This is a genomic window from Duganella sp. GW822-FHT06D06, assembly GCF_058799615.1.
Genome location: NZ_JBXALQ010000022.1, coordinates 19,325 through 43,388 on the forward strand (window position 1 = coordinate 19,325; position 24,064 = coordinate 43,388).

General features: G+C 64.5%; 21 protein-coding genes. 10 read left to right on the forward strand and 11 right to left on the reverse strand.

Annotation, left to right across the window (positions count from 1 at the left end):
• Positions 1-7: 7 nt before the first annotated feature.
• The 3 genes from AC1RMD_RS27770 to AC1RMD_RS27780 form a co-directional block, all read right to left on the reverse strand.
• Positions 8-865 carry an REP-associated tyrosine transposase gene (locus AC1RMD_RS27770; protein ID WP_492931495.1) on the reverse strand — a complete coding sequence of 286 codons (858 nt, stop codon included), beginning with the start codon at positions 863-865 and terminating at the stop codon, positions 8-10.
• A 125-nt stretch (positions 866-990) separates the two neighbouring features.
• On the reverse strand, positions 991-2,655 hold the full coding sequence (locus tag AC1RMD_RS27775; protein ID WP_492931497.1) for a M20/M25/M40 family metallo-hydrolase: 1,665 nt from the start codon (positions 2,653-2,655) through the stop codon (positions 991-993).
• Positions 2,656-2,683: 28 nt separating this feature from the next.
• Entirely contained in the window at positions 2,684-3,592 is a 909-nt protein-coding gene (locus AC1RMD_RS27780) for a LysR family transcriptional regulator (RefSeq protein ID WP_492931499.1), read from the reverse strand.
• Between the two features lie 104 nt (positions 3,593-3,696).
• Here AC1RMD_RS27780 and AC1RMD_RS27785 point away from each other — a divergent pair, with 104 nt between their 5' ends.
• The 3 genes from AC1RMD_RS27785 to AC1RMD_RS27795 all read left to right on the forward strand — a co-directional run bounded on the left by AC1RMD_RS27785 (position 3,697) and on the right by AC1RMD_RS27795 (position 6,894).
• Positions 3,697-4,695: an aldo/keto reductase gene (locus AC1RMD_RS27785; protein WP_492931501.1), complete on the forward strand. Its 999-nt coding sequence runs from the start codon at positions 3,697-3,699 to the stop codon at positions 4,693-4,695.
• 155 nt (positions 4,696-4,850) lie between these two features.
• Positions 4,851-5,147, forward strand: coding sequence for a DUF4148 domain-containing protein (locus AC1RMD_RS27790; protein WP_492931503.1), 297 nt, complete (start codon positions 4,851-4,853; stop codon positions 5,145-5,147).
• Positions 5,148-5,295: 148 nt separating this feature from the next.
• Positions 5,296-6,894: a methyl-accepting chemotaxis protein gene (locus AC1RMD_RS27795; RefSeq protein ID WP_492931505.1), complete on the forward strand. Its 1,599-nt coding sequence runs from the start codon at positions 5,296-5,298 to the stop codon at positions 6,892-6,894.
• Positions 6,895-6,919: 25 nt separating this feature from the next.
• Here AC1RMD_RS27795 and AC1RMD_RS27800 read toward each other — a convergent pair whose 3' ends face one another.
• From AC1RMD_RS27800 to AC1RMD_RS27810, 3 genes are all read right to left on the reverse strand, one after another.
• Positions 6,920-7,348 carry a hypothetical protein gene (locus tag AC1RMD_RS27800; protein WP_492931507.1) on the reverse strand — a complete coding sequence of 143 codons (429 nt, stop codon included), beginning with the start codon at positions 7,346-7,348 and terminating at the stop codon, positions 6,920-6,922.
• A 14-nt stretch (positions 7,349-7,362) separates the two neighbouring features.
• Entirely contained in the window at positions 7,363-8,946 is a 1,584-nt protein-coding gene (locus tag AC1RMD_RS27805) for a methyl-accepting chemotaxis protein (protein WP_492931508.1), read from the reverse strand.
• A gap of 127 nt (positions 8,947-9,073) precedes the next feature.
• On the reverse strand, positions 9,074-9,688 hold the full coding sequence (locus AC1RMD_RS27810) for an OmpW/AlkL family protein (RefSeq protein WP_492931509.1): 615 nt from the start codon (positions 9,686-9,688) through the stop codon (positions 9,074-9,076).
• Positions 9,689-9,863: 175 nt separating this feature from the next.
• Here AC1RMD_RS27810 and bufA2 point away from each other — a divergent pair, with 175 nt between their 5' ends.
• Genes bufA2 through AC1RMD_RS27825 form a run of 3 tightly spaced genes read left to right on the forward strand, consistent with a single transcriptional unit; the run spans position 9,864 to position 11,755 of the window.
• Positions 9,864-10,130, forward strand: a complete 267-nt coding sequence (bufA2, locus tag AC1RMD_RS27815) for a BufA2 family periplasmic bufferin-type metallophore (RefSeq protein ID WP_492931510.1) — start codon at positions 9,864-9,866, stop codon at positions 10,128-10,130.
• Positions 10,131-10,169: 39 nt separating this feature from the next.
• On the forward strand, positions 10,170-11,000 hold the full coding sequence (bufB, locus tag AC1RMD_RS27820) for an MNIO family bufferin maturase (protein ID WP_492931511.1): 831 nt from the start codon (positions 10,170-10,172) through the stop codon (positions 10,998-11,000).
• The gene (locus tag AC1RMD_RS27825) at positions 10,997-11,755 is read left to right on the forward strand and encodes an HvfC/BufC family peptide modification chaperone (RefSeq protein WP_492931512.1); all 759 of its coding nucleotides are present in this window, start codon (positions 10,997-10,999) and stop codon (positions 11,753-11,755) included. The genes bufB and AC1RMD_RS27825 overlap by 4 nt, the downstream gene beginning before the upstream one ends.
• Before the next feature lie 7 nt (positions 11,756-11,762).
• On the opposite strand, the gene AC1RMD_RS27830 is transcribed toward AC1RMD_RS27825, so the two are convergent.
• Entirely contained in the window at positions 11,763-12,968 is a 1,206-nt protein-coding gene (locus tag AC1RMD_RS27830; protein ID WP_492931513.1) for a DUF2252 domain-containing protein, read from the reverse strand.
• Between the two features lie 9 nt (positions 12,969-12,977).
• Positions 12,978-13,709, reverse strand: coding sequence for a substrate-binding periplasmic protein (locus AC1RMD_RS27835; protein WP_492931514.1), 732 nt, complete (start codon positions 13,707-13,709; stop codon positions 12,978-12,980).
• A gap of 140 nt (positions 13,710-13,849) precedes the next feature.
• Here AC1RMD_RS27835 and AC1RMD_RS27840 point away from each other — a divergent pair, with 140 nt between their 5' ends.
• The 3 genes from AC1RMD_RS27840 to AC1RMD_RS27850 all read left to right on the forward strand — a co-directional run bounded on the left by AC1RMD_RS27840 (position 13,850) and on the right by AC1RMD_RS27850 (position 21,683).
• The gene (locus AC1RMD_RS27840; protein WP_492931515.1) at positions 13,850-17,212 is read left to right on the forward strand and encodes a DUF4214 domain-containing protein; all 3,363 of its coding nucleotides are present in this window, start codon (positions 13,850-13,852) and stop codon (positions 17,210-17,212) included.
• Between the two features lie 157 nt (positions 17,213-17,369).
• Positions 17,370-18,284: a hypothetical protein gene (locus AC1RMD_RS27845; protein ID WP_492931516.1), complete on the forward strand. Its 915-nt coding sequence runs from the start codon at positions 17,370-17,372 to the stop codon at positions 18,282-18,284.
• A gap of 48 nt (positions 18,285-18,332) precedes the next feature.
• Positions 18,333-21,683 (forward strand): DEAD/DEAH box helicase, encoded by a 3,351-nt coding sequence (locus AC1RMD_RS27850; RefSeq protein WP_492931517.1) that lies wholly within the window; start codon positions 18,333-18,335, stop codon positions 21,681-21,683.
• A 31-nt stretch (positions 21,684-21,714) separates the two neighbouring features.
• Here the strand turns inward: AC1RMD_RS27850 and AC1RMD_RS27855 are convergent, their stop codons facing one another.
• The 3 genes from AC1RMD_RS27855 to AC1RMD_RS27865 are packed head-to-tail and all read right to left on the reverse strand — an operon-like array spanning position 21,715 to position 22,961.
• Positions 21,715-22,056 carry a nucleotidyltransferase domain-containing protein gene (locus AC1RMD_RS27855; RefSeq protein WP_492931518.1) on the reverse strand — a complete coding sequence of 114 codons (342 nt, stop codon included), beginning with the start codon at positions 22,054-22,056 and terminating at the stop codon, positions 21,715-21,717.
• Positions 22,044-22,604: an HI0074 family nucleotidyltransferase substrate-binding subunit gene (locus tag AC1RMD_RS27860; RefSeq protein ID WP_492931622.1), complete on the reverse strand. Its 561-nt coding sequence runs from the start codon at positions 22,602-22,604 to the stop codon at positions 22,044-22,046. The genes AC1RMD_RS27855 and AC1RMD_RS27860 overlap by 13 nt, the downstream gene beginning before the upstream one ends.
• Before the next feature lie 24 nt (positions 22,605-22,628).
• Positions 22,629-22,961, reverse strand: coding sequence for a hypothetical protein (locus AC1RMD_RS27865; protein ID WP_492931519.1), 333 nt, complete (start codon positions 22,959-22,961; stop codon positions 22,629-22,631).
• On the opposite strand from AC1RMD_RS27865, the gene AC1RMD_RS27870 reads away from it, so the two are divergent.
• Positions 22,960-24,060, forward strand: a complete 1,101-nt coding sequence (locus tag AC1RMD_RS27870; RefSeq protein WP_492931520.1) for a J domain-containing protein — start codon at positions 22,960-22,962, stop codon at positions 24,058-24,060. The two genes, AC1RMD_RS27865 and AC1RMD_RS27870, sit on opposite strands and share 2 nt — an antisense overlap.
• The last annotated feature ends 4 nt before the right edge of the window (positions 24,061-24,064 follow it).

The following is a 24,064-nucleotide window of genomic DNA, read 5'->3' on the forward strand; positions in this document are numbered from 1 at the left end:
CACGACCTCATCCGTCGAGCCGGTTCTCAGCGCGTTCCGACGTGGCGACAGCGCGGCTTACCGTTTTAACCGAGACGCCGAAATGCGCAGCGATCTGCTGCATCGAAAACGCGGTCGACCAATAAGCTTTCGCCATGGCGACATCGCGCGGCGCGAAAGTCGAGGCATATTCTTCCAGCGACAGGGCTAGGACCCGTCTTTGCACCCGCGCTATCTCTGCCGAACTGGATTCCTTTGCGGGCTCCCTGTGGCGGGCAATGAATGTCTGGTCGCCTAAAATGCAGCGGAAACTTACTTTCTTCAGCGGGTTATCCGCATGCAGGCCCGCCATGACGAACCGGTGATAGGCTTGCCTGGCCGCGATCCGGTCCGGGCCGAAGCAGGCCAATAACCAGTCCGTCGCCATCCAGGCGGCCGCCGGCGCCTCGCCCATCATGGCGCGATAGCTGCTCCACTCCCAGTCGCCGGGAGCGGCCACTTCACTGGCCCGCACGGGATTCAACACGATATAGCGCGCCAGTTCGCGAAGGTAGCTCTCCTTCTGCACCAGGATGGCGTGATAACGGCCCTGCATAACGTGCCCGACCAATTCGTGGCGGCGATTGTAGTACTGCGAATACGCGCTATTCAATTGGCGCATGCCTTGCCCGAGATTGCCTTCGGGTGTCTCGATGAGCATGTGGTAGTGGTTCGTCATCTGGCAAAACGCGTGGATGACGAAATGAAACCGCCGGCATACCCGTTCTATTTCTTCCAGCCAGACCAGGCGGTCCCGGCGATCGCGAAAGATATCCTCACGTCGGTTGCCGCGGCAAGTGACGTGATACAGTGCACCGGGAAATTCGAGTCGGAGTGGGCGGACCATCTCCGCAATGTAGTCGGTTCGCCGTGGCGCGGCGCTGATACAACGCAGAAGTCGCCTCGGTCCGGACTGATCTTTTCCAACTACAGCAGAGGTCGTGTCCGAATGTCAGACTTGACCCCGATGTTTTAGCGCTTGAACTCGGCGTTGTCTTTCCACTGCGGGCGGTCTTTGCCTTGCGCGGTCTGGTAGCCGGCTTTGAACAGCAGTTCGATGTCTTCCACCGCGCCGCTGGTGTCCCATTTGGCTTGCACCGTGTCGTTGACGGTGTGGTACTGGTGGGCGCTGTAGTTCAGCAGCTTTTCGCGGCCGTAGCCGGCAGCCTTGCCGACGAAGTTGGAACTGCTGCGCAGATATACCACCGGCACGCCGCCCCGCGCGAACTCGAACTGGTCGCCCCGGTAGAAACTGCCGTAGTCGGCGTTGCTGTCCGGCCGCACGCCGCGCCCCTGGCTGCGGGCGATGCTGGTGACGAGCTCGTCGGCGTTGGATTTGCCCATGCCGCTCAGCTCGACATCGCGGGTGCGGCCCCACATGTTCAGGCCATCCACGTTGATGTTCAACAGCGTCTTGTTCAGCGGGTACAGCGGATTGCGCGCGTAGTATTGCGCGCCCAGCAGGCCGCGTTCCTCCGCCGTGGTCAGCACGAACACGATGCTGCGCTTGGGCGCCACCGGCAATGCCTTGTAGGCGCGGGCGATCTCCAGCAGCGCGGCGACGCCGGTGGCGTTGTCCATGGCGCCGTGGAAGATCTGCTGCGTGCGCGGACCCGGCAGGCTTTCGTCGATGCCGAAATGGTCCCAGTGCGCGCTGTAGACGATCACTTCATTCTTCAACAGCGGATCGGAACCGACGATCTTGCCCACCACGTTGTGCGAGCCGACTTCGCGCCAGGCGTTCAGCGCCGTGACGTTGAGCTTGACCCCCAGCGCCACCGGCTTGAACGTGCGCGACAAGGCCTGCTGCTTGAGCGCATCGAAGTCCTGGCCGCCGGCCTTGAACAGCTCGCGCGCGCGCTCGCCCTGCAACCAGCCGGGGATGGCCGGGAAGGCCTGGTCCGGCGTCTTGCTCTTCAGCGCGAAATTCTCGCGGCCCCAGCTATTGCGCACCACCTCGTAGGGATAGCTGGCCTGCTTGGTTTCGTGCACGATCAGCGCGGCGGCCGCGCCCATCTTGGCCGCCATCTCGAATTTGTAGTTCCAGCGGCCATAGCGGGTGATCGCATTCCCGCCGAACACGGCCGGGTCCAGCAGCTTGGGACGCTTGGGGTCCGGTACCGGCGGGTCGTTGATCAGCATGACCACGGTCTTGCCCTTCAGGTCGACGCCCTTGTAGTCGTCCCACTGGAATTCCGGCGCCTGCACGCCGTAGCCGACAAACACCAGCTCGGAGTTGGCGACCTCGATTTTTTTCTCGGTGCGGGCGGTCCAGGCGACATAGTCGTCGCCGAAGGTCAGCTGCTTGCTCTGGCCGTCCTTGATGTAGCTCAGCGTCGGATGGCTGGAAATGGCCACCAGCGGCACCGCCTGCAAATAGGTGCCGTCCGGGTTGCCCGGCTCCAGGCCCAGCTTCTTGAACTGCTGCTGCAGGTAGTCGATGGTGACGGTTTCGCCGCGCGTGCCGGGCGCGCGGCCCTCGAACTCGTCGGAGGCCAGCAGGGTGATGTGCTGTAACAGGCGGTCGCCGTCGATGCCGGCAATCGCGGCCTCGACCGGTTTTCCGGCCTTGGGCGCAGCGGCGTGGGCGTGGCCGGCGCCTAACGCCAGCAGCGCCATCGACAGTAGGTATCTCATGTGGAAAGGATTGTTAAGAAGGAATGCCTCATTCTGACACAGTTTGTTGCTCAAGAACACTAGCAAGCCAGTCGACAAACACCCGCACCCTCGGCGACAGGTGCCGGTTGTGGGCATAAACGATGTTCAGGGGCAGCGGCGCGGGCCGCCATTGCGGCAGGATTTCCTCCAGTTCGCCCGAGGCCAGCAGCGGCGCCAGGCTCTGGCGCGGCATCTGGATCAGGCCCAGCCCGGCCAGGCAGGCGGCCAGATAGGCCTCGGTGCCGCTGACCGAGACCTGGCTGCGCATGGCCTGGGTGCGCTCGACGCCGTCGGCGTCGACGTATTCCCAGTCGAGGTCGCGCCCGCTTTGGCTGGAGAAGAAGTTGACCGCCGTGTGCTGGCGCAAATCCTCCAGCGTCCGCGGCCGGCCGTGGCGTTCCAGGTAGGCCGGCGTGGCGACGTTGATCTGCTCCATCGAGTCGATGCGGCGCGCCACCAGCGTGGAATCGCGCAAGGTGCCGCCGCGCACCGCGCAATCGATGCCCTCGCCGACCAGGTCGACGAAGCGGTCGTTCGAGCCCAGCCGCACCTGGATGTGCGGGTGGCGCTGGAAGAAGTCCGGCAGCGCCGGGATCACGTACAGGTGCGCCAGCCGCTCCGGCAGGTCGACCCGCACCGCGCCGGAAAGCAGCCGGCCCTCGCCGGCGAACAGGCCGTTGAGGTTGTCCAGGTCGTTGAGCAGGGCGGTGCAGCGCTCCAGGTACTGCGCGCCCTCGACCGTCAGGCTGACCTTGCGCGTGGTGCGCTGGAGCAGGCGCACGCCCAGCTGCTGTTCGATGGCCTGCACGGCGTTGGTGACGCTGGGCTTGGGCAGGTCCAGCTGCTCCGCGGCCTGCGTAAAACTTTTGCAGTCGGCCACCGCCTTGAAGATCTGCATGGCCTTGAATTGGTCCATGATTGTTATCTTTGCTCGAATAAAGTAATAGGATTTACGGTATTTATTGCCGCAATCGATAATAGCATAATGAATCCATTCGCTAACCACCCTGGAGATTCAGAATGCAAACCCGCAAACTTGGCCGCACCGGCCCGCAAGTCGCCCAACTGGGCCTGGGCCTGATGGGCATGTCCGACCTGTACGGTCCGGCCGACCGCGGCGAAAGCCTGGCCACCATCCGCGCCGCCATCGAAGCCGGCGTCACCCTGCTCGACACCGGCGATTTCTACGGCATGGGCCACAACGAACTGCTGGTGGCCGAGGCGCTGGCCGCCGGCGGCCGCGAGCAGGTGCAGATCAGCGTCAAGTTCGGCGCCATGCGCGACCCGGCCGGCAACTGGATCGGCATCGACACCCGCCCGGCGGCGGTGAAGAACTTCGCCGCCTATTCGCTGAAGCGCCTGGGCGTCGAGCACATCGACATCTACCGTCCCGCCCGCCTCGATCCGAACGTGCCGATCGAGGACACGGTCGGCGCCATCGCCGAGCTGGTCAAGGCCGGCCACGTCAGGCACATCGGCCTGTCCGAGGTCGGCAGCGAGACCCTGCGCCGCGCCCACGCCGTGCATCCGATCGCCGATTTGCAGATCGAGTATTCGATGATCTCGCGCGGCATCGAGAACGGCATCCTGCAGACCTGCCGCGAGCTGGGCATAGCCATCACCGCCTACGGCGTGCTGTCGCGCGGCCTGATCAGCGGCCACTGGAGCAAGCAGCGCCAGGGCGAGGCCGACTTCCGCGGCCTGGCCAGCCCGCGCTTCCAGGGCGAGAACCTGGACCGCAACCTGGAGCTGGTGGAAAAGCTGCGCGCCATCGCCGCCGAGCTGGGCGTGTCGGTGGCGCAGGTGGCGATCGCCTGGGTGGCGGCGCAGGGCCAGGACATCGTGCCGCTGGTCGGCGCCCGCACCCGCGTGCGGCTGGCGGAGGCGCTGGCCTCGACCCGGCTGCAACTGTCGGCCACCGACCTGGCGCGGCTGGAGCGGGCGGTGCCGGTCGGCGCCGCGGCGGGCAACCGTTATGACGCGCACTCGACCACGGTGCTGGACAGCGAAAAGGGCTGATAGATGGGCTTATTGATCAGATAATCGGATGGTTTTGACCGGATATTTGCGCTTTTATATCTGAAAAATTAATCCTAATATGACTCCATCGACGACACAAAGCCGGTTGGCACCCAGGACCGGGCGCCACTCTTAATCTGACAAGGAGCATCAAAATGAACGCCAAATCCATCATCGCATCGGTCTCCCTGCTGTTGGCTGCCGGTGCGGCTTTCGCCCAGGGCCCTGTGGAACAGAACGAAGTCACCGCGGACATCGCCAACGCCAAGCCGGCCCCAAGCACGGTCACCCGCGCCCAGGTGAAGGCTGACACCATCGCCGCCATCCAGGCCGGCGCGCTGGAGCAGAACGAAGTCACCACCGACGTCGCCTACCTGGCGCCGCGCGGCAAGACCGGCCGGGTGGAGACGCAGCTGGCCGCCAAGACCGCCCAGGGCCGCAACGCCCAGTAAATCGGTACAGCTTTCCCCAGCGGGCGCCACGCTGCGGATCGCGGCGCCCGTTGTGTTTTTTTTGATGCAAAATTTGTAAATAAGCGACATTTGTACGAGACAATTCGGGTATTCTGGTTTCCATAAGACAATACGGAGACCCTGTACCATGAATAAATTGTCCTTCCAACAGAAGCTCTGGGTACCGTTGATTTGCAGCCTGCTGTGCATCACCGCCATCTTCATCTACCAGACCATACAGATGCGCGACGTGCGCATCGAGGAACGCCAGATCGATCTGACGAACCTGGGCGAAGCCGGCATCAGCATCCTCAAGCTGTACGGCGACAAGGCCAGCTCCGGCGCCCTGAGCAAGGAAGACGCCCAGAAACAGGCGACGGCCATGATCGCCGGCCTGCGCTTCGGCACGGACGGCTACATCACCATCACCCAGGGCACGCGCTCGTTGATGAATCCGTTCAAGACGGAAAACAACGGCAAGGACATGGCCGACTTCAAGGACCCCAACGGCGTGTATCTGTACCGCGACATCGCCGCCGCCGGCGCCAAACCGGAGGGCGGCGGCTTCGTGCGCTATTCCTGGACCCGGCCGAACACCAAGGAGCCGGTGCCGAAGATGAGCCGCGTGGTGCACTTCGCGCAGTGGGACTGGGACCTGGTCACCGGCGCCTACATCGACGACATCGACAACGCCTTCTACCATTCGCTGTACAAATCGGCCGGCGTGCTGGCGGCGGTGTGCCTGCTGCTGTGGGCCATCGTCAGCATGGTCAACAAGAGCCTGCGCCACACCATCGGCGGCGATCCCGAATACGTCAGCGAAATCGCCCAGCAGATCGCCGGCGGCGACCTCAGCGCCAATATCAAGACGCATGAATCGGACCGCGCCAGCATCTTGTACGGCATGAAGTCCATGCAGGCGCGGCTGGCCGACACCATCGGCGAGATCCGCCGCAGCGCCGACACCATCGCCACCGCGTCCGGCGAGATCGCCTCGGGCAATATGGATTTGTCGGCGCGCACCGAATCGCAGGCCAGCTCGCTGGAAGAGACCGCCGCGTCGATGGAGGAATTGACCTCGACCGTGAACCAGAACGCCGACAACGCGGTGCAGGCCAACCAGCTGGTGCTGTCGGCCTCGTCGGTGGCGGAGAAGGGCGGACATGTGGTGTCGAAGGTGGTGCAGACCATGGACACCATCAATGCCTCGGCCACGCGCATCGTCGACATCATCAGCGTCATCGACGGCATCGCCTTCCAGACCAACATCCTGGCCTTGAACGCGGCGGTGGAAGCGGCGCGCGCGGGCGAGCAGGGACGCGGGTTTGCGGTGGTGGCGTCCGAAGTGCGCAACCTGGCGCAGCGTTCGGCCGGCGCGGCCAAGGAGATCAAGGAGCTGATCAACGCCTCGGTGGAAAGCATCAACGCCGGCAGCGTGCTGGTGGCGGAAGCCGGCACGACGATGGATCAGGTGGTGGCCAGCGTGTCGCGGGTGACGCAGATCATGTCGGCGATCACCGAGGCGTCGAGCGAGCAGAGCACGGGCATCGGCCACGTCAACATGGCGATCACGGAGATGGATTCGGTGACGCAGCAGAACGCCGCGCTGGTGGAGCAGGCCGCGGCCGCGGCCGGCAGCATGCAGGAGCAGGCCGGCCTCTTGGCCGAGCTGGTCAGCCGCTTCACGCTGAGCGGCGACCAGGCCGCCAGCGGCCAGCGCCCGGCCAGCCGCCTGGCCTTGCGCTAACAATCCGGGGGACCTGCCCCCGGGTTTATTTGGCGGTGTCGGCGCCGACCGGTTCAAGCACGGCGGCTTCGAACACCAGCTTCTTGCCGTCCACCCGGAACACCCCGACCAATTCGCCGCCGTCGCCTTTGACGTCGGGATACTGGGTGCAACTCTGGGTTTCAATCTGCCACATCTCTTTGCCGGCCCGCAGCGTCCAGACGTTGTCGCCGCCGGACAGCAGTTCTATCTCCACGTCGTCGGCCGGCATCTCGGTCAACTCGATCCGGCGCAGACATTCCGGCAGCCGCTGCATGATCAGCTCCACGCCGCTGGCGCTGCTCCAGAAGTGCTTCTGCGCGCGGTGCAGCGTCAAGGCGTGGTTGCCGGTGCTGCCGTCCGCGTAGTACGAGGCCGTGTCGTCGACGCATGCGGTCAGCATCAGGGCGGTCAGGACGATCAGGATTCTGCGCATGGGCCGGGCTTCCGTTAGTGGTGGGTGCCCACCATTATAGCGGTCCCGGGCGTCGCGCCGGTTTTGAAGAAGCCCACCACCGAGGCCAGCGCCGCCGCCTGCTCCTGCATGCTCTGCGACGCCGCCGCCGCCTGTTCCACCAGCGCGGCGTTCTGCTGCGTCACCTCGTCCATCTGCGTGATGGCCATGTTGATCTGCTCGATGCCCATGGTCTGCTCCTGGCTGGCCGAGGTGATCTCGCCCATGATGTCGGTCACGCGCTGGATGCTGTCGACGATGTCGCCCATCGTCTGCCCGGCCTCGCTGACCAGCCGCGAGCCGTCGTCGACGTTGGCCACCGAGGCCGAGATCAGTTCCTTGATTTCCCTGGCCGCCGCCGCGCTGCGCTGCGCCAGGTTGCGCACTTCGGACGCCACCACCGCGAATCCGCGCCCCTGTTCGCCGGCGCGCGCCGCTTCCACCGCCGCGTTGAGCGCCAGGATGTTGGTCTGGAACGCGATCCCATCAATCACGGCGATGATGTCGACGATCTTGCGCGAGGAGCTGTTGATGCTGCCCATGGTGTCGACCACCCGCGCGACGATGGCGCCGCCCTTGGTCGCCACTTCCGACGCGCTGCGCGCCAGCGTGTTGGCCTGGCGCGCGTTGTCGGCGTTCTGCTTGACGGTGGAAGTCAGCTGCTCCATCGACGATGCGGTTTCCTCCAGCGAGCTGGCCTGCTCCTCGGTGCGCGACGACAGGTCCAGGTTGCCGGCGGCGATTTCATTCGATGCGGTGGCAATCGTATCGGTACCTTGCCGCACCTGGCCGACCACCGTGAGCAGGCTGTCGTTCATCGACTTGAGGGCGCTGAGCAGGCGCCCCGTTTCATCGGTGGCGCCGGTCCGGATGTTGGACGACAGGTCGCCCGAGGCCACCGTCTCCGCCACGTCGACCGCGGCGTTCAGCGGCACCGTGATCGAGCGCGTGATGAACCAGGCCACGCCGCAGCCCAGCACCATCGCCAGCGCGCCCAGGCCCACCTGCACCATCTGGGCGGTGCGCAGCACGGTTTCGACTTCCTCGCCGGCCTGCCGGGCCTGCGCGGTTTCGTAGGCGAGGATGTCGTCGAGCGCCTTCAGCACGCCTTTCAGGCTGGGCGCCGCGACCTGGGTCAGGTAGGCGGTGGCGTCCTGGATCTCGCCTTCCTTGCGCAGTTCGATCACCTTGTTGTTCTTGGCCGCGCCTTCCTTCAGCAGGCCGTCCAGCGTGGCCAGCATGGCTTTTTCCTTGTCGTCGGTGATGTGGTCCAGCAGGATCTTCTTGGCCGCGCCGTACTTCTTGCGCGACTCGCCGATTTTTTCCAGCTCGGCGTTCACTTCCGGCGTGCTGGGCACCACCACGATATTGGTCAGCGACAGCGTGATGTTGCGCACGTTGTCCACCATGCGGTTGGCCGCCTCCATCTTGACGTTCTTGTCGTCGATGATGTCGTGCGTGCGGCTGCCGATGCGGGTCATGGAACTCAGCCCCAGCACGATGACGGCGACCAGCAACGCCAGCACGATGGCGAAGCCGAAACCGAGGCGGGTGCCGATTTTTACGTGGTCGAACGACATGGCGGTACTCCTTACGGGAAAAGCAAAAAACGGGTAGTCCGGGAACTTGATTGTCCCCAGAATACCCGTCCGTGTCACCTTATTGCCAGATTTGTCGCGGTGTCGCAACGCTGCCCGGCGCTGCGACTTAGAAGCGGTAGCCGACGCCGACGCCGACCAGCAGCGGATCGACCTTCACGCGACTGACCTTGGCGCCGCTGATGGAGACGTCGCTGCGGATCTGCACTTTCTTGATGTCGAAGTTGAGCGACCATTTTTTATCGATGGCGTAATCGACGCCCGCTTGCAGCGCCAGGCCGAAGCTGTCATGTTCCAGGCCGCCCTTGCCGCCCAGCAGATCGACCTTGGACATGGTGGTGTAGTTCACGCCCGCGCCCAGGTAAGGCTTGAACGGCGAATTGAGCACGAAGTGATATTGCAGCAACAGCGTAGGCGGCAGGTGCTTGAAGGTGCCGATGTTTTTGCCGTCCAGTGCCACGTCGTGTTTTTGCGGATAGGTCAGCAACAGTTCCGCCGCCAGGTTGGGCGTGAAGAAGTAGGAGATATCGAAATCGGGGATGGTCTTGCTGCTGACGGTCAGGCGGTCGGAGGCGCCGACGCCGCCGACAGGATCGGACTTGTCGGCCGTATCCAGGTGCACGGCGCGCACGCGCACCAGCCATGGGGATTCTTCCGCCATTGCATTGCTGCCAGCCGCCAGGCTCAGGGTGGCCAATACTGCTGCTGCTAAAAGCTTGCTCATTTCGCTTCCTCTTTTTTGTCGTTAAGTAACGTAGAGAAGTCTATTGATGCAGCGCAGTAAAAACTTTGATCCACGTCAAAATACAAAATATTTTTCGAATTTGTGTAAGTAATCGGGATGTGGCCGCGACAGAACCATGCAGCACCAACCCAACCTACCTTTTTTGGAGAATCACATGAACCACATCACCCGTATCGCCGCAATGGCAGCAACCGTCGCCACCATGGCCATGTCGGCATCGGCCATCGCCGCCACCACCACCATCAGCGCCGACGACACCGTGCACTGCGCCGGCATCAACAGCTGCAAGGGCACCAGCGATTGCGCCACCGCCGAAAACGCCTGCAAGGGCCAGAACTCCTGCAAGGGCCACGGCTTCGTGGCCACCAAGGCCGGCGCCTGCTTCGCCAAGAAGGGCAAGATCGTCGACCTGGACAAGTAATCATCCATGCAGCGCCGGCATGGCCGGCGCTCCCCCACCATGACATCCACACTACCGTCGCCAGGGTTCGGCCTTGGCCTGCGCCCCGCGCACTACAACGACATCATCGACACGCCGCCCGCCGTATCGGGCATCGACTGGTTCGAGATCCTGTCCGAGAACTACATGGTCCCCGGCGGCAAACCGCTGGCGATGCTGGACCGCATACGCCGCGACTATCCGCTGGCGATGCATGGCGTGTCGATGTCGATCGGTACGCCGCAAGGACCGTCCGACGATTACCTGCGCGAGCTGAAGGCGCTGATGCGGCGCGTGGAGCCGCTGTGGGTGTCGGACCACCTGTGCTGGACCGGCACGCACGGCGCCAATCTGCACGACCTGTTCCCGCTGCCGTACACCGAGGAGGCCGTGGCCACCGTGGTGCGCAATGTGCGGCGCGTGCAGGACTACCTGGAACGTCCGCTGTTGCTGGAGAATGTGTCGAGCTACCTGTCCTTCGAGTCGGACACGTTCCAGGAATGGGACTTCGTCGCCGCCGTGGCCGAGGAGTCCGACAGCCTGATACTGCTGGACGTGAACAACGTCTACGTCAGCTGCGTCAACCACGGTTTCAATCCGATGACTTACCTGGACGCGCTGCCGGCGCGGCGCGTGCAGCAGATCCACCTGGCGGGGCACAGCGTGCAGCAAGGCTGCATCATCGACACCCATGACCAGGCGGTGGCCGATCCCGTGTGGGCCTTGTACGCGCAGGCCGTGCGCCGCTTCGGCAAGGTGGCGACGATGATCGAGCGTGACGATAATATTCCGCCGTTGTCCGAGCTGTCGGCGGAGTTGCGGCGCGCGCGCGCCTTTGCGGAGGCGGCATGAATCCCCTCGAACGTTTGCAGCTGGACTTCCAGCGCTACATTCTGACCGACGAAGCGCCCGGCGCCATCCATGCCGCCGTGCGCGAGCAGTATGGCCTGGGCGCCGGATCGCGGCTGGCGATTTACCACCGCGCCTATCGCAGCCGCTTGCGGCAGGCGCTGTGCGAAGCCTACGACAAGACCTGGACCTTGGTCGGCGACGACATGTTCGCCGAACTGGCCAACAGCTATCTCGCCGCGCATCCGTCGCGGCACGCCAACCTGCGCTGGTTCGGCGCCGGCCTGGCCGCGCATGCGGCGACGGCGTTGCCGGACTATCCCTTCATCGCCGAACTGGCGGGACTGGAATGGACGCTGGGCCTGGCCTTCGATGCCTTGGACGTCGCGCCGCTGGCGGCCGTCGACGTGGCGGCCATACCGCCCGAGGAATGGGGCGAGCTGCAATTCGGCCTGCATCCGTCGGTGCATCTGCTGGAGATGCACTGGAACGCCGTCGCGCTGTGGCAGGCGCTGGCCGCCGAAGCCGAGCCGCCGCAGGTGGCGCAATCCGCCGGGGCGACGCACTGGCTGGTGTGGCGGCAGGGCGAGCAGCCGCATTTCCGCTCGCTGGCGACGGCGGAGGCGGATGCCCTGTACCGCATCGCCGAAGGGGCGACCTTCGGCGAGGTATGCGCGGCGGCGGGCGAGCAAGCGCTGCTGGCGCTGGCGGGCTATCTACAGCATTGGCTGGCGCAGGGCGTGCTGGTCAGGCACTAGGCATTAGTCAGGCACCTGCCAGCCATGCCTTGCTGGCCTGCCATTGGGATTGCGTCAGCTCGGTCATCGCGGTGGCTGCGTCCAGCATGGGTTGGCGCCAGCTGTCGTCGTGGCCGTGGGCGATCAGTTCGTCGGCGCCGGCGGCGCCGGAGCGGCCAGCTGCGCGCAGCTGGTCCCAGGCCAGGTTGCGGCCCATGGTGGCGATCACTTCCTGCAGGCGGCTGAGCTTCTTGCCCCACGCGTCCAGCGCCACGCGGTCTTCCGACGGTTGCAGGCCGCGCAGCACGCAGGACTTGCCGTCCAGCGCTACCGCGTGCAGGAAGGCGTGATCGACCGCCTGCATGCGCTGCTGCACCGCCACCACGCGCTTGGCCTGGTTGGGCCACGCGGGCTGCTTGAGGTTCCACGCGGCCAGGCGCGGCGCCAGCGCCGACGGCTTGCACTCCTTGATGTCGAGCAGGTAGTTCCCGTCCGGCGAACCTTTGCCTTCGACCAGCACGACGAAGCGCATCAATCCCAGGCTGCCGGTGCCGGCGATGCGGCGCCCCGCGTCCAGCATGGTGTAGAAGGCGGGGTTGTCCTGTTCTTGCGCGAAGCGCGGCAGGAATTCGGCCAGCAGTTCGTGCTGGCCTGGCAGCAGCGGCAGCGCCTTCTCGCCGTCGAGTTTCAGGCTGCGGCGCTGGCCATTGCGGGTGGTGCGCTTGTCGAGGAAGTCGGCGCGCTTGCGGTTCTTTAAATCGTCCAGCAGGTCCTGGATCAGGCCCACGCTGGTTTCGCGCTCCACCCAGCGCGGCTTGCCATCGGCGAGCGCGGCGCGGTAGGCGTCCAGGCAGTGGGCGCCGAGTTTTTCGGCTTCCGGCGCCGACACCCGCAGCGAGTCGGCGCCGCACTGGATGCTGGCCAGCAGGCGCACCAGGTCCCAGCTGGCCGGCGCCAGCGCGCCTTCGTCGAAATCGTTTATATCGAAATAGACCTGGCGGTTGTCGCCCTTGTAGCTGCCGAAGTTCTCCACGTGCAGATCGCCGCAGGACCAGGCCAGCGGCGCGCCGCGGAACAGCGGCAGGTCGGGCAGGGTGTCGTAGAACAGGTGGTCGGCGCCGCGCAGGAACAGGAAGGCGCTTTGCGCCATCTTGTGGTACTTCATGCGCAGCAGTTGCGGGTCGCGGGCCTGGTTGTGGGCTTGCAGGGCGGCGACCAATGCGTCGGTATTCATGCTGGTCTCCTAACGGTAGCGCGCCATGATCTGGTCGATGACGCCCTCCTTGAGCATGGCGTCGATGACCCGGTTGGCGTCGGTGAACGGGACTTGCGATTTGCGCGAGAACGCGCACTGCGCCTTGAAGGTGGCGAACACCAGCTCCGGCCGCAGTTTCAGTGTGGGATGGATGCGTTGCAGGTAGAACAGCGTGTTCTCGCCGGCCAGCGTGTATTGCACCTTGCCGGCCACCATCTGCTGCACGTTGACGTCCATGCTGGCCGAGTCGATGCGGAAGAAGCGCCTGCCCAGCACCTTCTCGACGCGCGGATAGCGGTAGCCGGCCACGGTGCCGATCGGCCGGTCGCGCAGGTCGTTGAGCGAGCGCAGGCGGGGCGCGTCGGCATTCGCCACCACCAGTTCGGTGTCGGGCAGCAGCGGCGTGCTCCAGTCGTAGTCGCCGTCGATCCAGACCGGCATCACGTAGCACATGGCGTCGGCGCGGCCGCTGCTCAGCGCCGGGGTGACGCCGGGCACGTCGACGCTGAGATAGACCGGGCGCAGGCCCAGGCGCTGCGCCAGGGCGTCGCCGACGTCCTTGAGGATGCCGCCGTCCAGCGCGCCATTGCTGAAGCGGACGATGGGCATGGTCTGGTCCAGCGGCGCCAGCATCACCAGTTCGCCGGTGGCGGCGTGCGCCGCCGTCAGCGACAGGGCCGCCAGGGTCAGTGTGAGCAGGGTCGGCACGGGCGTCGGCATGGGCAGTTTCCGGTTCGGCAGGGAAAATCAATTATAGACGCAGTGCGCTGCGCGCTGCGCGGCTGCGGGTGACTATTGAATAGTTTTTCCGACATGAAATGTTGATAGAATGCTAGAACTATTAATTTATCATCAATTTCATGAGCGACGATTTCAGCAGCGATATCAACACCACCGGCCGTCTGGTCGTCGGCCAAGGCGGCACCGGCATATTTGAGACCACGTCGGACGTCGACTGGTTCCGCATTTCGCTGACGGCCGGCACCAACTATGTGCTGTCGCTCGATGGCGCGCCGCAAGGCGCGGGCACGCTTGACAGCCTGTCAGGCACCTCGCTCTCGCTGATGGGCACCACTGAGTTCTTTTTGCGCAATGCCTTTGGCAACGGCAGCTTCGGAGCGGCGCTTAATGTCACGCCGACCACTTCCGACGACTACTATGTGATCACCCGCGCCGGATACGGCGGCACCGGTAGCTACACCATCAAGGTGGCGCCGCCGGCTGCGGATGATTTCGCGGGCAGCGCCAGCACCACCGGTGTCTTCAACGGCAATACGATTACAGGCGTATTCGAGCAACCGGATGACGTCGACTGGTTCAAGTTCCACGCCGAGGCCGGCCAGGTCATCGTCTTCGACACCGGTACGGGATCGGTACCGGCCTATACCGCCATCTATGACCGTAGCGGACGCTACTACGGCGCGGTCGACAACGTTCCGTTCAGGGTGGAGAAAGACGGCGACTATTACCTGGAGATGGGCGGCAGAGCCTACCTCGGCCGCTACACGAAAACCATGAGCTTGTTGAGCGACGACTTCACGGCCGCCGCACCGGGCAACCTGAACGAGGGTGGCCAGCTGAGCGGGACGCTGGAGTTCAACGGCGACTCCGATCCTTTCACCATCACCACGGTGGCTGGTCAAATCTACACGTTGACCTTGACTACGGAAACCGGCGCGATCGACAACGTTCGCCTCTCTCTTGAGGACAGCAAGGGCCGGGACGTCGCCTATGGCAGCCAGATGCTCAACCACGAGACGGTGCTCCGCTTCCAGGCGGACAAGAGCGGCAGCTACATAGTGAGCGCGGCTAGCTCTAGCACCTTGTATTACAAGTTGGAGTACACGGTAAAGCTGGGCGTTTCCGAGTCGGACGACTATGGCAACACCCACGCCGACGCCGCCCCGCTGACACCTGGCTCTACGCTGCACGGCAAGGTGCAGGCACCCAACGATGTCGACCTGTTCCAGGCCGAGCTGGCGGCCGGCGTGACCTACACCTTCAGCATGGCCGCCGATGGGGAGGTCGCCCGATACTCGCAGACCCTGACGCTGCAGGACGGCGCCGGCGCCATCCTCGCGTCGTCAAGTTATGAAGACGACACCACTTTCAGCTATACGTCGACCAAGGGCGGAAGCTTTTATCTGAAGGTGTCCGGCTACACCGGCGTTGCCTACACCGTTACCGAGAGCCGGACGGTGGACGATTTCGGCGCCACAGCCGACACCGCCGGCACGCTGGGGGTGGGCGTCCCGGTGAACGGCGAGCTGGAAGCCGGCGGCGGCGACCGCGACTGGTTTGCGGTCACGCTCGACGCCGGTGCGCTCTACTGGTTCACGCTCAAGGGCGACACGGAAGGCGCTGGCACGCTCAAACTCGGCCGTGGCACCCTCAAACTGCGCGACGCCTCAGGCATGCTGCTGGCGACGACGGACGCCAGCGACACCGCCACCGCTGGAACGCTGCCGTTTACGCCGACGGTCAAGGGTACTTACTACCTGGAAGTGGCGGCGCCGCAGTCGTCCGGCACCTACCAGGTGGCGGCGCAATTCGGCCAGAAGGACGACTACGGTGACGACGCTGCCCATGCCGGCGCGCTGGAGCCCGGCAATGCCATGTTCGGCAAGTTGGAGCTGTCGAGCGACAGCGACGTCTTCAAGGTACACCTGGTCGCAGGCCAGACCTATGCGCTGGACCTGGTGTCGACCGAAGCCCGCAGCGGCAGGAGCAATTACGCGTCGCTCGAGATGAAGGACAGCTCCGGCGAGCATGTGTCGTTGCGTTACCAGTCCCGGACCGAGACCACGCTCTCCGCGTCGCTCGAGCCGGCGCAGTCGGGCGACTATTACCTGACTGTGGCGACCTCGCCTGGCAGCGGCCTGGCGGGCGGCTACAGGCTGAGCGCGACCGACGTGGGGCGCGACGACTTCCCCGCCACCTTGGCGACCCAGGGGACGCTGAGCCCCGGCGCGCCGGTGACCGGCTCCATCGGCGTGGCGGACGACCATGACTGGATCAAGGTACACCTCGATGCGGACCAGAACTATGTGTTCGGCCTGCGCGGCAAGGCCAGCGGCGGCGGCACTCTGGATATCGACAGCAGCCATACCGGCATGTGGCTGGTGAGCAGCAACGGCGGCACGGTTGCCTATGTCAGCAGCAGCGCCGTCAACGGCAATGAACTCCATCTGCGCTACATCGCCACCGCCTCCGGCGACTACTACTTGGACATCCACGGCGGCATCGACCACACCGGCACCTATACGGTCGAGGAAACCCTGGGCGACGTGACGGCGCCGCAGCTGCTGTCGACCACGGTGGCGGCGGGCGCGGTCGATGTGTCGCTGGCGCCGCGTATCGCGCTGACTTTCAACGAAACCATCATGCTGGGCACGGGCATCACCCTGACCGACGCTGCCGGTGTCGCCATGACCGGCAACGGCGAGCCGTTGGTGTCGGTATCCGGCCATGCGCTGGTGATCAATCCGCACCAGAACCTGGTGCCGGGCATGACCTACACGCTGAACCTGCCGGACGGCAGCATCCTCGACCTGGCCGGCAACCACTACGCGGGCGCCACCAGCCACAGCTTCACCACCACCAAGCCGGTCGCGGTGGGCACCGATGGCAACGACTACCTGCTGGGCAAGGGTACCGGCGCCAGCCTGAACGGCGGCGCCGGTCTCGACACCGTTTACTACACGCAAAATCCGTATAAGCTGAGCATCGAGCGCAACACCGACGGCAGCGTCAGCGTCAGGGATTACTGGGCCGGCAAGGATGCCGATACGCTGACCGGCGTCGAGCGGCTGATGTTCTCGGATCACGCGCTGGCGCTGGATCTGGGCGGCGCCGGCGGCCAGGCGTACCGGCTGTACCAGTCGGCCTTCAACCGTACGCCGGACAGCGGCGGCGCCGGCTTCTGGATCGACGTGCTGGACCGTGGCGTCGACTTGAAGACGGTCACCCAGGCCTTCATCGACAGCCCGGAATTCAAGAGCCTCTACGGCGCGGCGCCGACCGACCAGCAGTTCGTCACCAGCCTGTACAACAACGTGCTGCACCGCGCGCCTGATGCCGGCGGCAACAGCTTCTGGCTGGACGGCTTGCACGCTGGCGTGGCGCGCGCCGACGTGCTGATCGGCTTTAGCGAGAGCGCGGAAAACCAGGCCGCCATCGCCAAGATCATCGGCGCCGGCTTCAGCTACACGCCGGTGGTGTAAGGCGGTTTGCCGCGACGAGCGCCGCGGCGGTCGGCTGTCAACAGCCGACCGCCAGCCGCTCTGGGATTTCCTGTCGGCAAACGGGCGCTACGCCTGCCGCATCGGACGTAGACTGGGATGGTGACCGATCTCTATCGTCTCAACCCAGGAGCCCATCATGACACACACACTGGCAGCTGTATTTGAAACCCGTGCCGAGGCTAACCGAGCCAAGGACGAACTGGTCCACAGCGGCTATGCCGCCGAGAGCATCACCGTGAGCGATTCCGGCAGCGTGGCCGGCACGCCGCGCATCAACGACAACGAATCCATCCTGCACAGCATCAAGCAGATGTTCAGCCAGTTGCTGGGGCGCGAGCATGCGGACCGCCACATCTATGCGGAAGCGCTGAATCGCGGCCATGTGGTGCTGACCATCCATACGGCCAGCATGGAAGCGGCCGACCGCGCGGCCGACATCGTGGAAGACTTCAATCCGATCGACATCGACGAGCATGAAACCATGTGGCGCGCCAGCGGCTGGACCGGTGGCGAAGCGCAGCGCAGCAGCGCCGGCGCATCACAAACCAGCCTGGGCGCGCAGCAAAGCGCGCCGGAACAGCACGGCATCCGCCAGCGCGAAGAGGCGGTGGACTTCGCCCGCTCCGAGCAGGGATCGCTGACGCAGGGTTCGATGCAGCGCGGCGAGACGGTGTCGCCGACGATGACCGGCGTGAACGCGCCGATCTCGGAGCAGAGCACGGTGCAGCGCAGCGGCATGCGCATCTACCCGCGCGATGTGAGCGCGCCCAACCAGGCCAGCCTGGACATCCTGCGCGGCGAGAGCGAAGACGTCGTGTATTTCCGCGCACACTGGCAGGACACGTTCTCCTACAGCGGCGGTACCTATCAGGAGTTCGACCCGGCTTACCGCTACGGCGAATCGATGGCCGGCAATCCCGGCTACAAGGACAAGCTATGGGAAGAGGTCGAGCCTGAACTGCGCAGCAATTGGGAAAGCAAGCATGCGCAGTCGAGCTGGGAAAAGTTCAAGGAAGCGGTGCGCACAGGGTGGGAGCGGGTGACGAAGTAAGCCCGGCGCATGCGCCGGAAGATGGGCGATAATGGCGAATTGTCCAACATGATAGTGAGCCTGGCTCGCCCGTCTTCCATGCACTACACGCTCAATGATATCCGCGGCCGATTTGATAACGGCACTTACAACCGTGGCGCCGATTACCATCGCCGCAACATGGTGTTGGAAGCCCGTATCGACGGTGAGTTAATCAGGGGCAAGGTGCGCGGCAGTTCGGAGAATTATTACCATCAGGCGGTCAAACTCGTCACGGATGGCAAGCACATCGATTTCGCAGGCGATTGCAGCTGTCCGATGGAATACAACTGCAAGCATGTGGTGGCGATCCTGCTTGCCGCTTGCGAAAGCGGCGCTGGTATGGGGGCGCCGGCAGACGCCGACGCGCTGCCGTATGAAATGTCCCGATGGCTGGCCGGCGTGGAGTTTCAGGCCGAATCGGCGCTACGCCAGAAAAACTCCCGCAAGCCACCGCCGGCGCAGCCGCACCGGTTGATCTATGTGCTGATGCCGCAAGCCGGCAACGGCCGCTTGCTGCTGCATCTTTGCAAGGGGCGTGTCGCCGCCGATGGCGTGATCCGCTCCGCCACGCAGATCAAGGACCTGTATGGCTTTCAACTTACGCCGCCCGCCTATTTGCGCGACGAAGACCTGGATCCAGCGACGACTTTCACGGGACTCATCAAAAGCGTCTGGGGTACGGTGGCGCTGGAGCCTGTCGGCAAGAGCGCTGCCCGACTGCTGTTGCAATTGGGCGAAATGGGCGTGCTGTACCTGGCGGATGACAAGACCGGCCTGCGCTCGGGCCTGCGGCCGCTGCGCGTCGGCCCGGTGCGCAGCGGTCGGCTGGCGTGGTGCGCCGACGGCATCGACGCTGACCTGCGTCTGGGGTGGGCGTTCGACGACGGGGTCGCCATCAGCCACGTGCTGCCGGCAACCCCGTCGCTGTACCTGTATGACGGCCTGGTTGGACAATTGAACCTGCCGGCAATGCTTTCCGTGCTGCCGATGACGGAGTGGCTGTCATGGGTGGCCAGGGCGCCGCGGCTGGCGCCAAGCCACGCTGCATTGTTTGCCAGCGAGGTATTCTCAACCAGCCTGAAGGGTTTACTGCCCACGCCGCAGTTGGAAACCCGCCTGCGCACCGGGGTCAGGCCCGTACCGGTGCTGAAGTTGGGCAGCGTGCCGCACTACGTCGATACCGGTCGCCCTGTTCATCGCGATTTCGGCTTGCTGATTTTTGAGTACGACGGCCAACGCGTGAGCGCCGACCCCGCCATCGAGGTGACGGAGATCGGCAACGGCGGCATCGATACGATCGCGCGCAACGAGGCCGATGAAGCTGCGGCCTGGTCGCTGTTGCGGGCGGCTGGCCTGCATCAACCGGCGGCCGGGCATCTGCTGCCGGGTGCTCCGCATGGCGAGTTGCACATGGCGACCGAAGGCGCCTGGCTGCATTTCGCGCGTGAGACCTTGCCGGATTTGCGGGCGCAGGGTTGGCAAGTCGAAGCGACGCCTGATTTTCGCTATGACCTGGCCGAAGTCGATGACTGGTATGCCCAGGTCGCGCAGGCGGACGATGGCGCCGGCAACGCCTGGCTCGACCTGGAACTCGGTATCGTGGTCAACGGCGCGCCGGTGCCGCTGCTGCCGGTGCTGGTGCAACTGATACGCGAAGCGCCGCGCGATTTCGAGCGCGCGGTACTGGACGCCCGCGGCGATGAGGAGCCCTTGCTGGCCACCTTGCCGGGCGGTGTGCGGGTGGCCTTGCCGTGGGGCCGCGTCAAGCCCATCCTGCGCACGCTGGGCGAGTTGTATTTCCGGGAACGCGTCGGCGACGCCTTGCGCTTGCCGGCGCTCGACATGGCGCGGCTGGCCGAACTGGAAGCGGGCGCGCAACTGCGCTGGATGAGCGGGGAACGTCTGCTGGCGTTGGGCCGGCAACTGGCCTCGTTCGAGCGCGTGCGTGCGGTGGACGCGCCGGCCGGCTTGCAGGCCAGCCTGCGTCCTTATCAGGCCGAGGGCCTGGCCTGGATGCAATTCCTGCGCGAATACGGACTGGCCGGCATCCTGGCCGATGACATGGGCTTGGGCAAGACCATCCAGACGCTCAGCCACATATTGGTCGAAAAGGAGGCCGGCCGGCTGACGGCGCCGGCGCTGGTGGTCGCGCCGACCAGCCTGATGAGCAACTGGCAAGCGGAGGCCGCGCGCTTCGCACCCGGACTGCGGGTGCTGGCGCTGACCGGACCGGAGCGCCTGGGCCGCTTCGGCGAGATCGCCCAGGCGGATCTGGTGCTGACATCGTATGCGCTGCTGCCGCGCGATGAGGAAGTGTTGCGTCAGCAGCCTTTCCATTTGCTGATACTGGATGAATCGCAATACATCAAGAACAGCCGCTCCAAGGCGGCGCAGACGGCGGGCCTGCTGCAAGCGCGCCACCGCCTGTGCCTGACCGGCACGCCTTTGCAGAATCATCTGGGCGAACTCTGGTCGCAATTCCATTTCCTGATGCCGGGCTTGCTTGGCAGCGAGCAGGTGTTCAATGCGGACTTCCGCAAGCCGATCGAGAAGCTGGGCGACAGCGAGCGCAACGCTTTACTGATCCGCCGCATCAAACCCTTCCTGCTGCGGCGGACCAAGGACAACGTGGCCAAGGAGCTGCCGCCCAAGACAGAGATGGTGCGCATGGTCGACCTGGCCGGCGCCCAGCGCGACCTGTATGAAACGGTGCGGCTGGCCATGGACCGCAAGGTGCGCGAGGAGATCGCCCGCAAAGGCGTGGCGCGCAGCCAGATCGTCATCCTGGACGCGCTGCTCAAGCTGCGCCAGGTGTGCTGCGATCCGCGCCTGATGAAGGCGGCCGGCACGCGCAAGACGGAGGCGCCGTCGGCCAAGCTGCAGGTGCTGATGGAGCTGGTCGATGAATTGCTGGCCGAAGGCCGCAAGTTGCTGGTGTTCTCGCAGTTCACCAGCATGCTGGCGCTGATCGAGACGGAACTGCAGGCGCGGGCGGTGCCATATGCCTTGCTGACCGGGGATACCGTTGACCGGGCCGCCCAGGTGGATGCCTTCCAGGGCGGCCAGGCGCCGGTGTTCCTGATCAGCCTGAAGGCGGGCGGCGTGGGGCTGAACCTGACGGCGGCCGACACCGTGATTCACTATGATCCGTGGTGGAATCCGGCCGCCGAAAACCAGGCCACCGACCGCGCCTGGCGCATCGGCCAGGACAAGCCGGTGTTTGTCTACCGGCTGATCGCCCGGGGCACGCTGGAGGAAAAAATCCAGGAACTGCAACGCACCAAGGCCGGCCTGGCCGATGCGGTGCTGGCCGGCGGCGAGATGCAGGGCTTGCAGATCACGGCGGAGGATTTGCTGGGGGTGTTGTCGGCGGACTGAGGCTCACTGCGGGCATAGGCGCCCGTCGTCGTTATCCGTTTCCCGGATGGTCCGGATAAAGCAAGGCGCCATGCTGTCGCACATGCTGTTTGAGCGCGTCGTTGGCGACCTGGTCCCAATGAATGATGTCGAGCCGGAACAGGATAGGCAAGTCATCCAGGGCGCTCCACAGGCTGCCGAAATCGCGCTCGCTCATGGAAGGGGCGAACACGGCAAGATCGATGTCGGATTGCGGACGGTACGTTCCGGCTGCGCGTGACCCGTAGATCTTCACGTTGTCGATAGTCGGATATCGAGAAAATACCTCGCATAGCGAATCCAGGATGGACTCGCTCAGGCCGAAGCGATGAGGGCGTAGTGCTAACTCGTCCACGTGCTCACCGTTTTTGCCAGCTCGGAAAACATCTGGGCGCCGTGATTTTTGACAAATTGATACACAGTCATAGCTTGCGCTTCGTCGTAGGTATGGCTAGTCAGATTACGCATCCTGTGCAGTTGGCTCCAGCTATTGCCGTCGATGAGCAGCCCTTGCTCAAGCGCTGCTTGCAAGGTGTCCTTGGCGTTGAGCACCACAATGTCTTTGGTCTCTAGCCATAGCTTGATGGCCTTCCACGCCAACTCATAGGTAAATTCGAAGCGCTGGATAGTCGCGTCTCTGAGAAACGAATTCTCCGGCTGCGCAAGTGCCTCTTCCAGCCGGTTGACGGCTGATAGAAAATCGTTGCTGCGTTCGACTAGACGTTTGTTCATCGCATTCATGATTGGGGACTTGTCTTTTGTATTATAGCCCGGGTACAAAAGTGTACGAACAGCGATACGCGTTGCTGCACATCCAACGGCGGAATACCCGGAGCTGCCTTGATATAGCAGGCAGCCATGCTCGCCTATCCAGACCGCCACCTGGTCGGGACTGTGCAGCACCAGCAATTGCCAGCGCCGTTGAGCTCAGCGCAACTCACCCGCGCCGCGCCAGTGCCGCCAGCTGTCGGCACTGGCGGAAATCTTGCGGTCGCGGATGTCGACGAAGCAGGCGCCGCCGATGAACGGTTCCAGCGTCATGACCGACTTGAGCGGCGTGGCGACGACTATCTGGAAGCCGAAGTTGGCGAAGATGTTCATCGCGCCGGACTTGCCGGCGCCGCTCTGGTAGACCTCGATCTCATTGCCGTCGGTGTCGATCTCCCGGCCGATGCACGCGGGTGAAACCGGTGATCGCGGCGGGCTTCCAGCCGCCAGCGCGCCGGTATAATGGGCGATTGCCCTTTGCCTGCCAGCCATGCCGTCGAAAAATCCCAACTCCGCCGTCCGCGTTGCCGATATCCCCGCCGCGCCGCAGTCGCGCATACGCCAGCAATTCAACACCCTGATCAAGAGGCTGGAGAAAGAGCGCGCGCTGTTGGCGGGCTGGCAGGAAACGTTGCCGCTGCTGCGCAATATTGCCGAACACGAGCTGATGCCGCTGGGCCTGGCCTTCAGTACCCATGAGCGGCAGATGGTGTTGCTGTGCGACCGGGCCTATGGCCACAAATCCATGGGCGTGCGCAACCGGAGGACGCTGGCGGACTACATCTGCACCACCGGCTGGGATCTGCTGCAATATGGTGACGACGATGAGCTCGAACGCATCATCGGCAAGTATGAAGACAACCCATTCGCCGTCCCTGAGGCGGCGGAACGCACCGACCTCAAGACCGAGATGGAACGCCTGTTCGGCATGGAACTGGAGGGCGGCGGTTCGGACGAGGAGGTGATGGCCGAGCTGCACGCGAAGATGGAAGCCCGGGAGCGCCAGGCCGAGGAGCAATGGCGGCAGGCCGAAGCGCGACGGGCCAAGTCGCCTGGCGCCGTCAAGCGTGCCCAGCGCAAGGAGGCTGAAGATGCGTTGATGAAGCAATCGGTCAAGGAAATCTACCGCAAGCTGGCCAGCGCATTGCATCCGGACCGCGAGACCGACGCCGCCGAGCGCAAGCGCAAGACCGGGTTGATGCAGCGCGTGAATGTGGCCTACCAGAAGAACGATTTGCTTGGCCTGCTGGAGTTGCAACTGGAGATAGAACAGATCGACCAGGCCGCCATTGATGGCCTCAGCGACGAGCGCATCGCTCAGTTCAACGCCGTGCTGCGCGCGCAGGTGCAGGAACTAGAGGGCGACAATTTGCGGCTGGAGGCCGACGTGGCGATGGAATGGGAGCTGCCGCTCTACCGTCGCCTGACGCCGCAGGCGGCCTTGCGCGCGGTGCGCGAGGAGGTGACGGCGATGCAGGCGCGGGTGGCCGGTGCGGCGCGCGAGCTGGAGGAGCTGCAAGACATCAAGAAGCTGAAGGCATGGCTCAAGGGCTACCGCGACCACGCGATCGACGACGATTGCTTGTATTGACCGG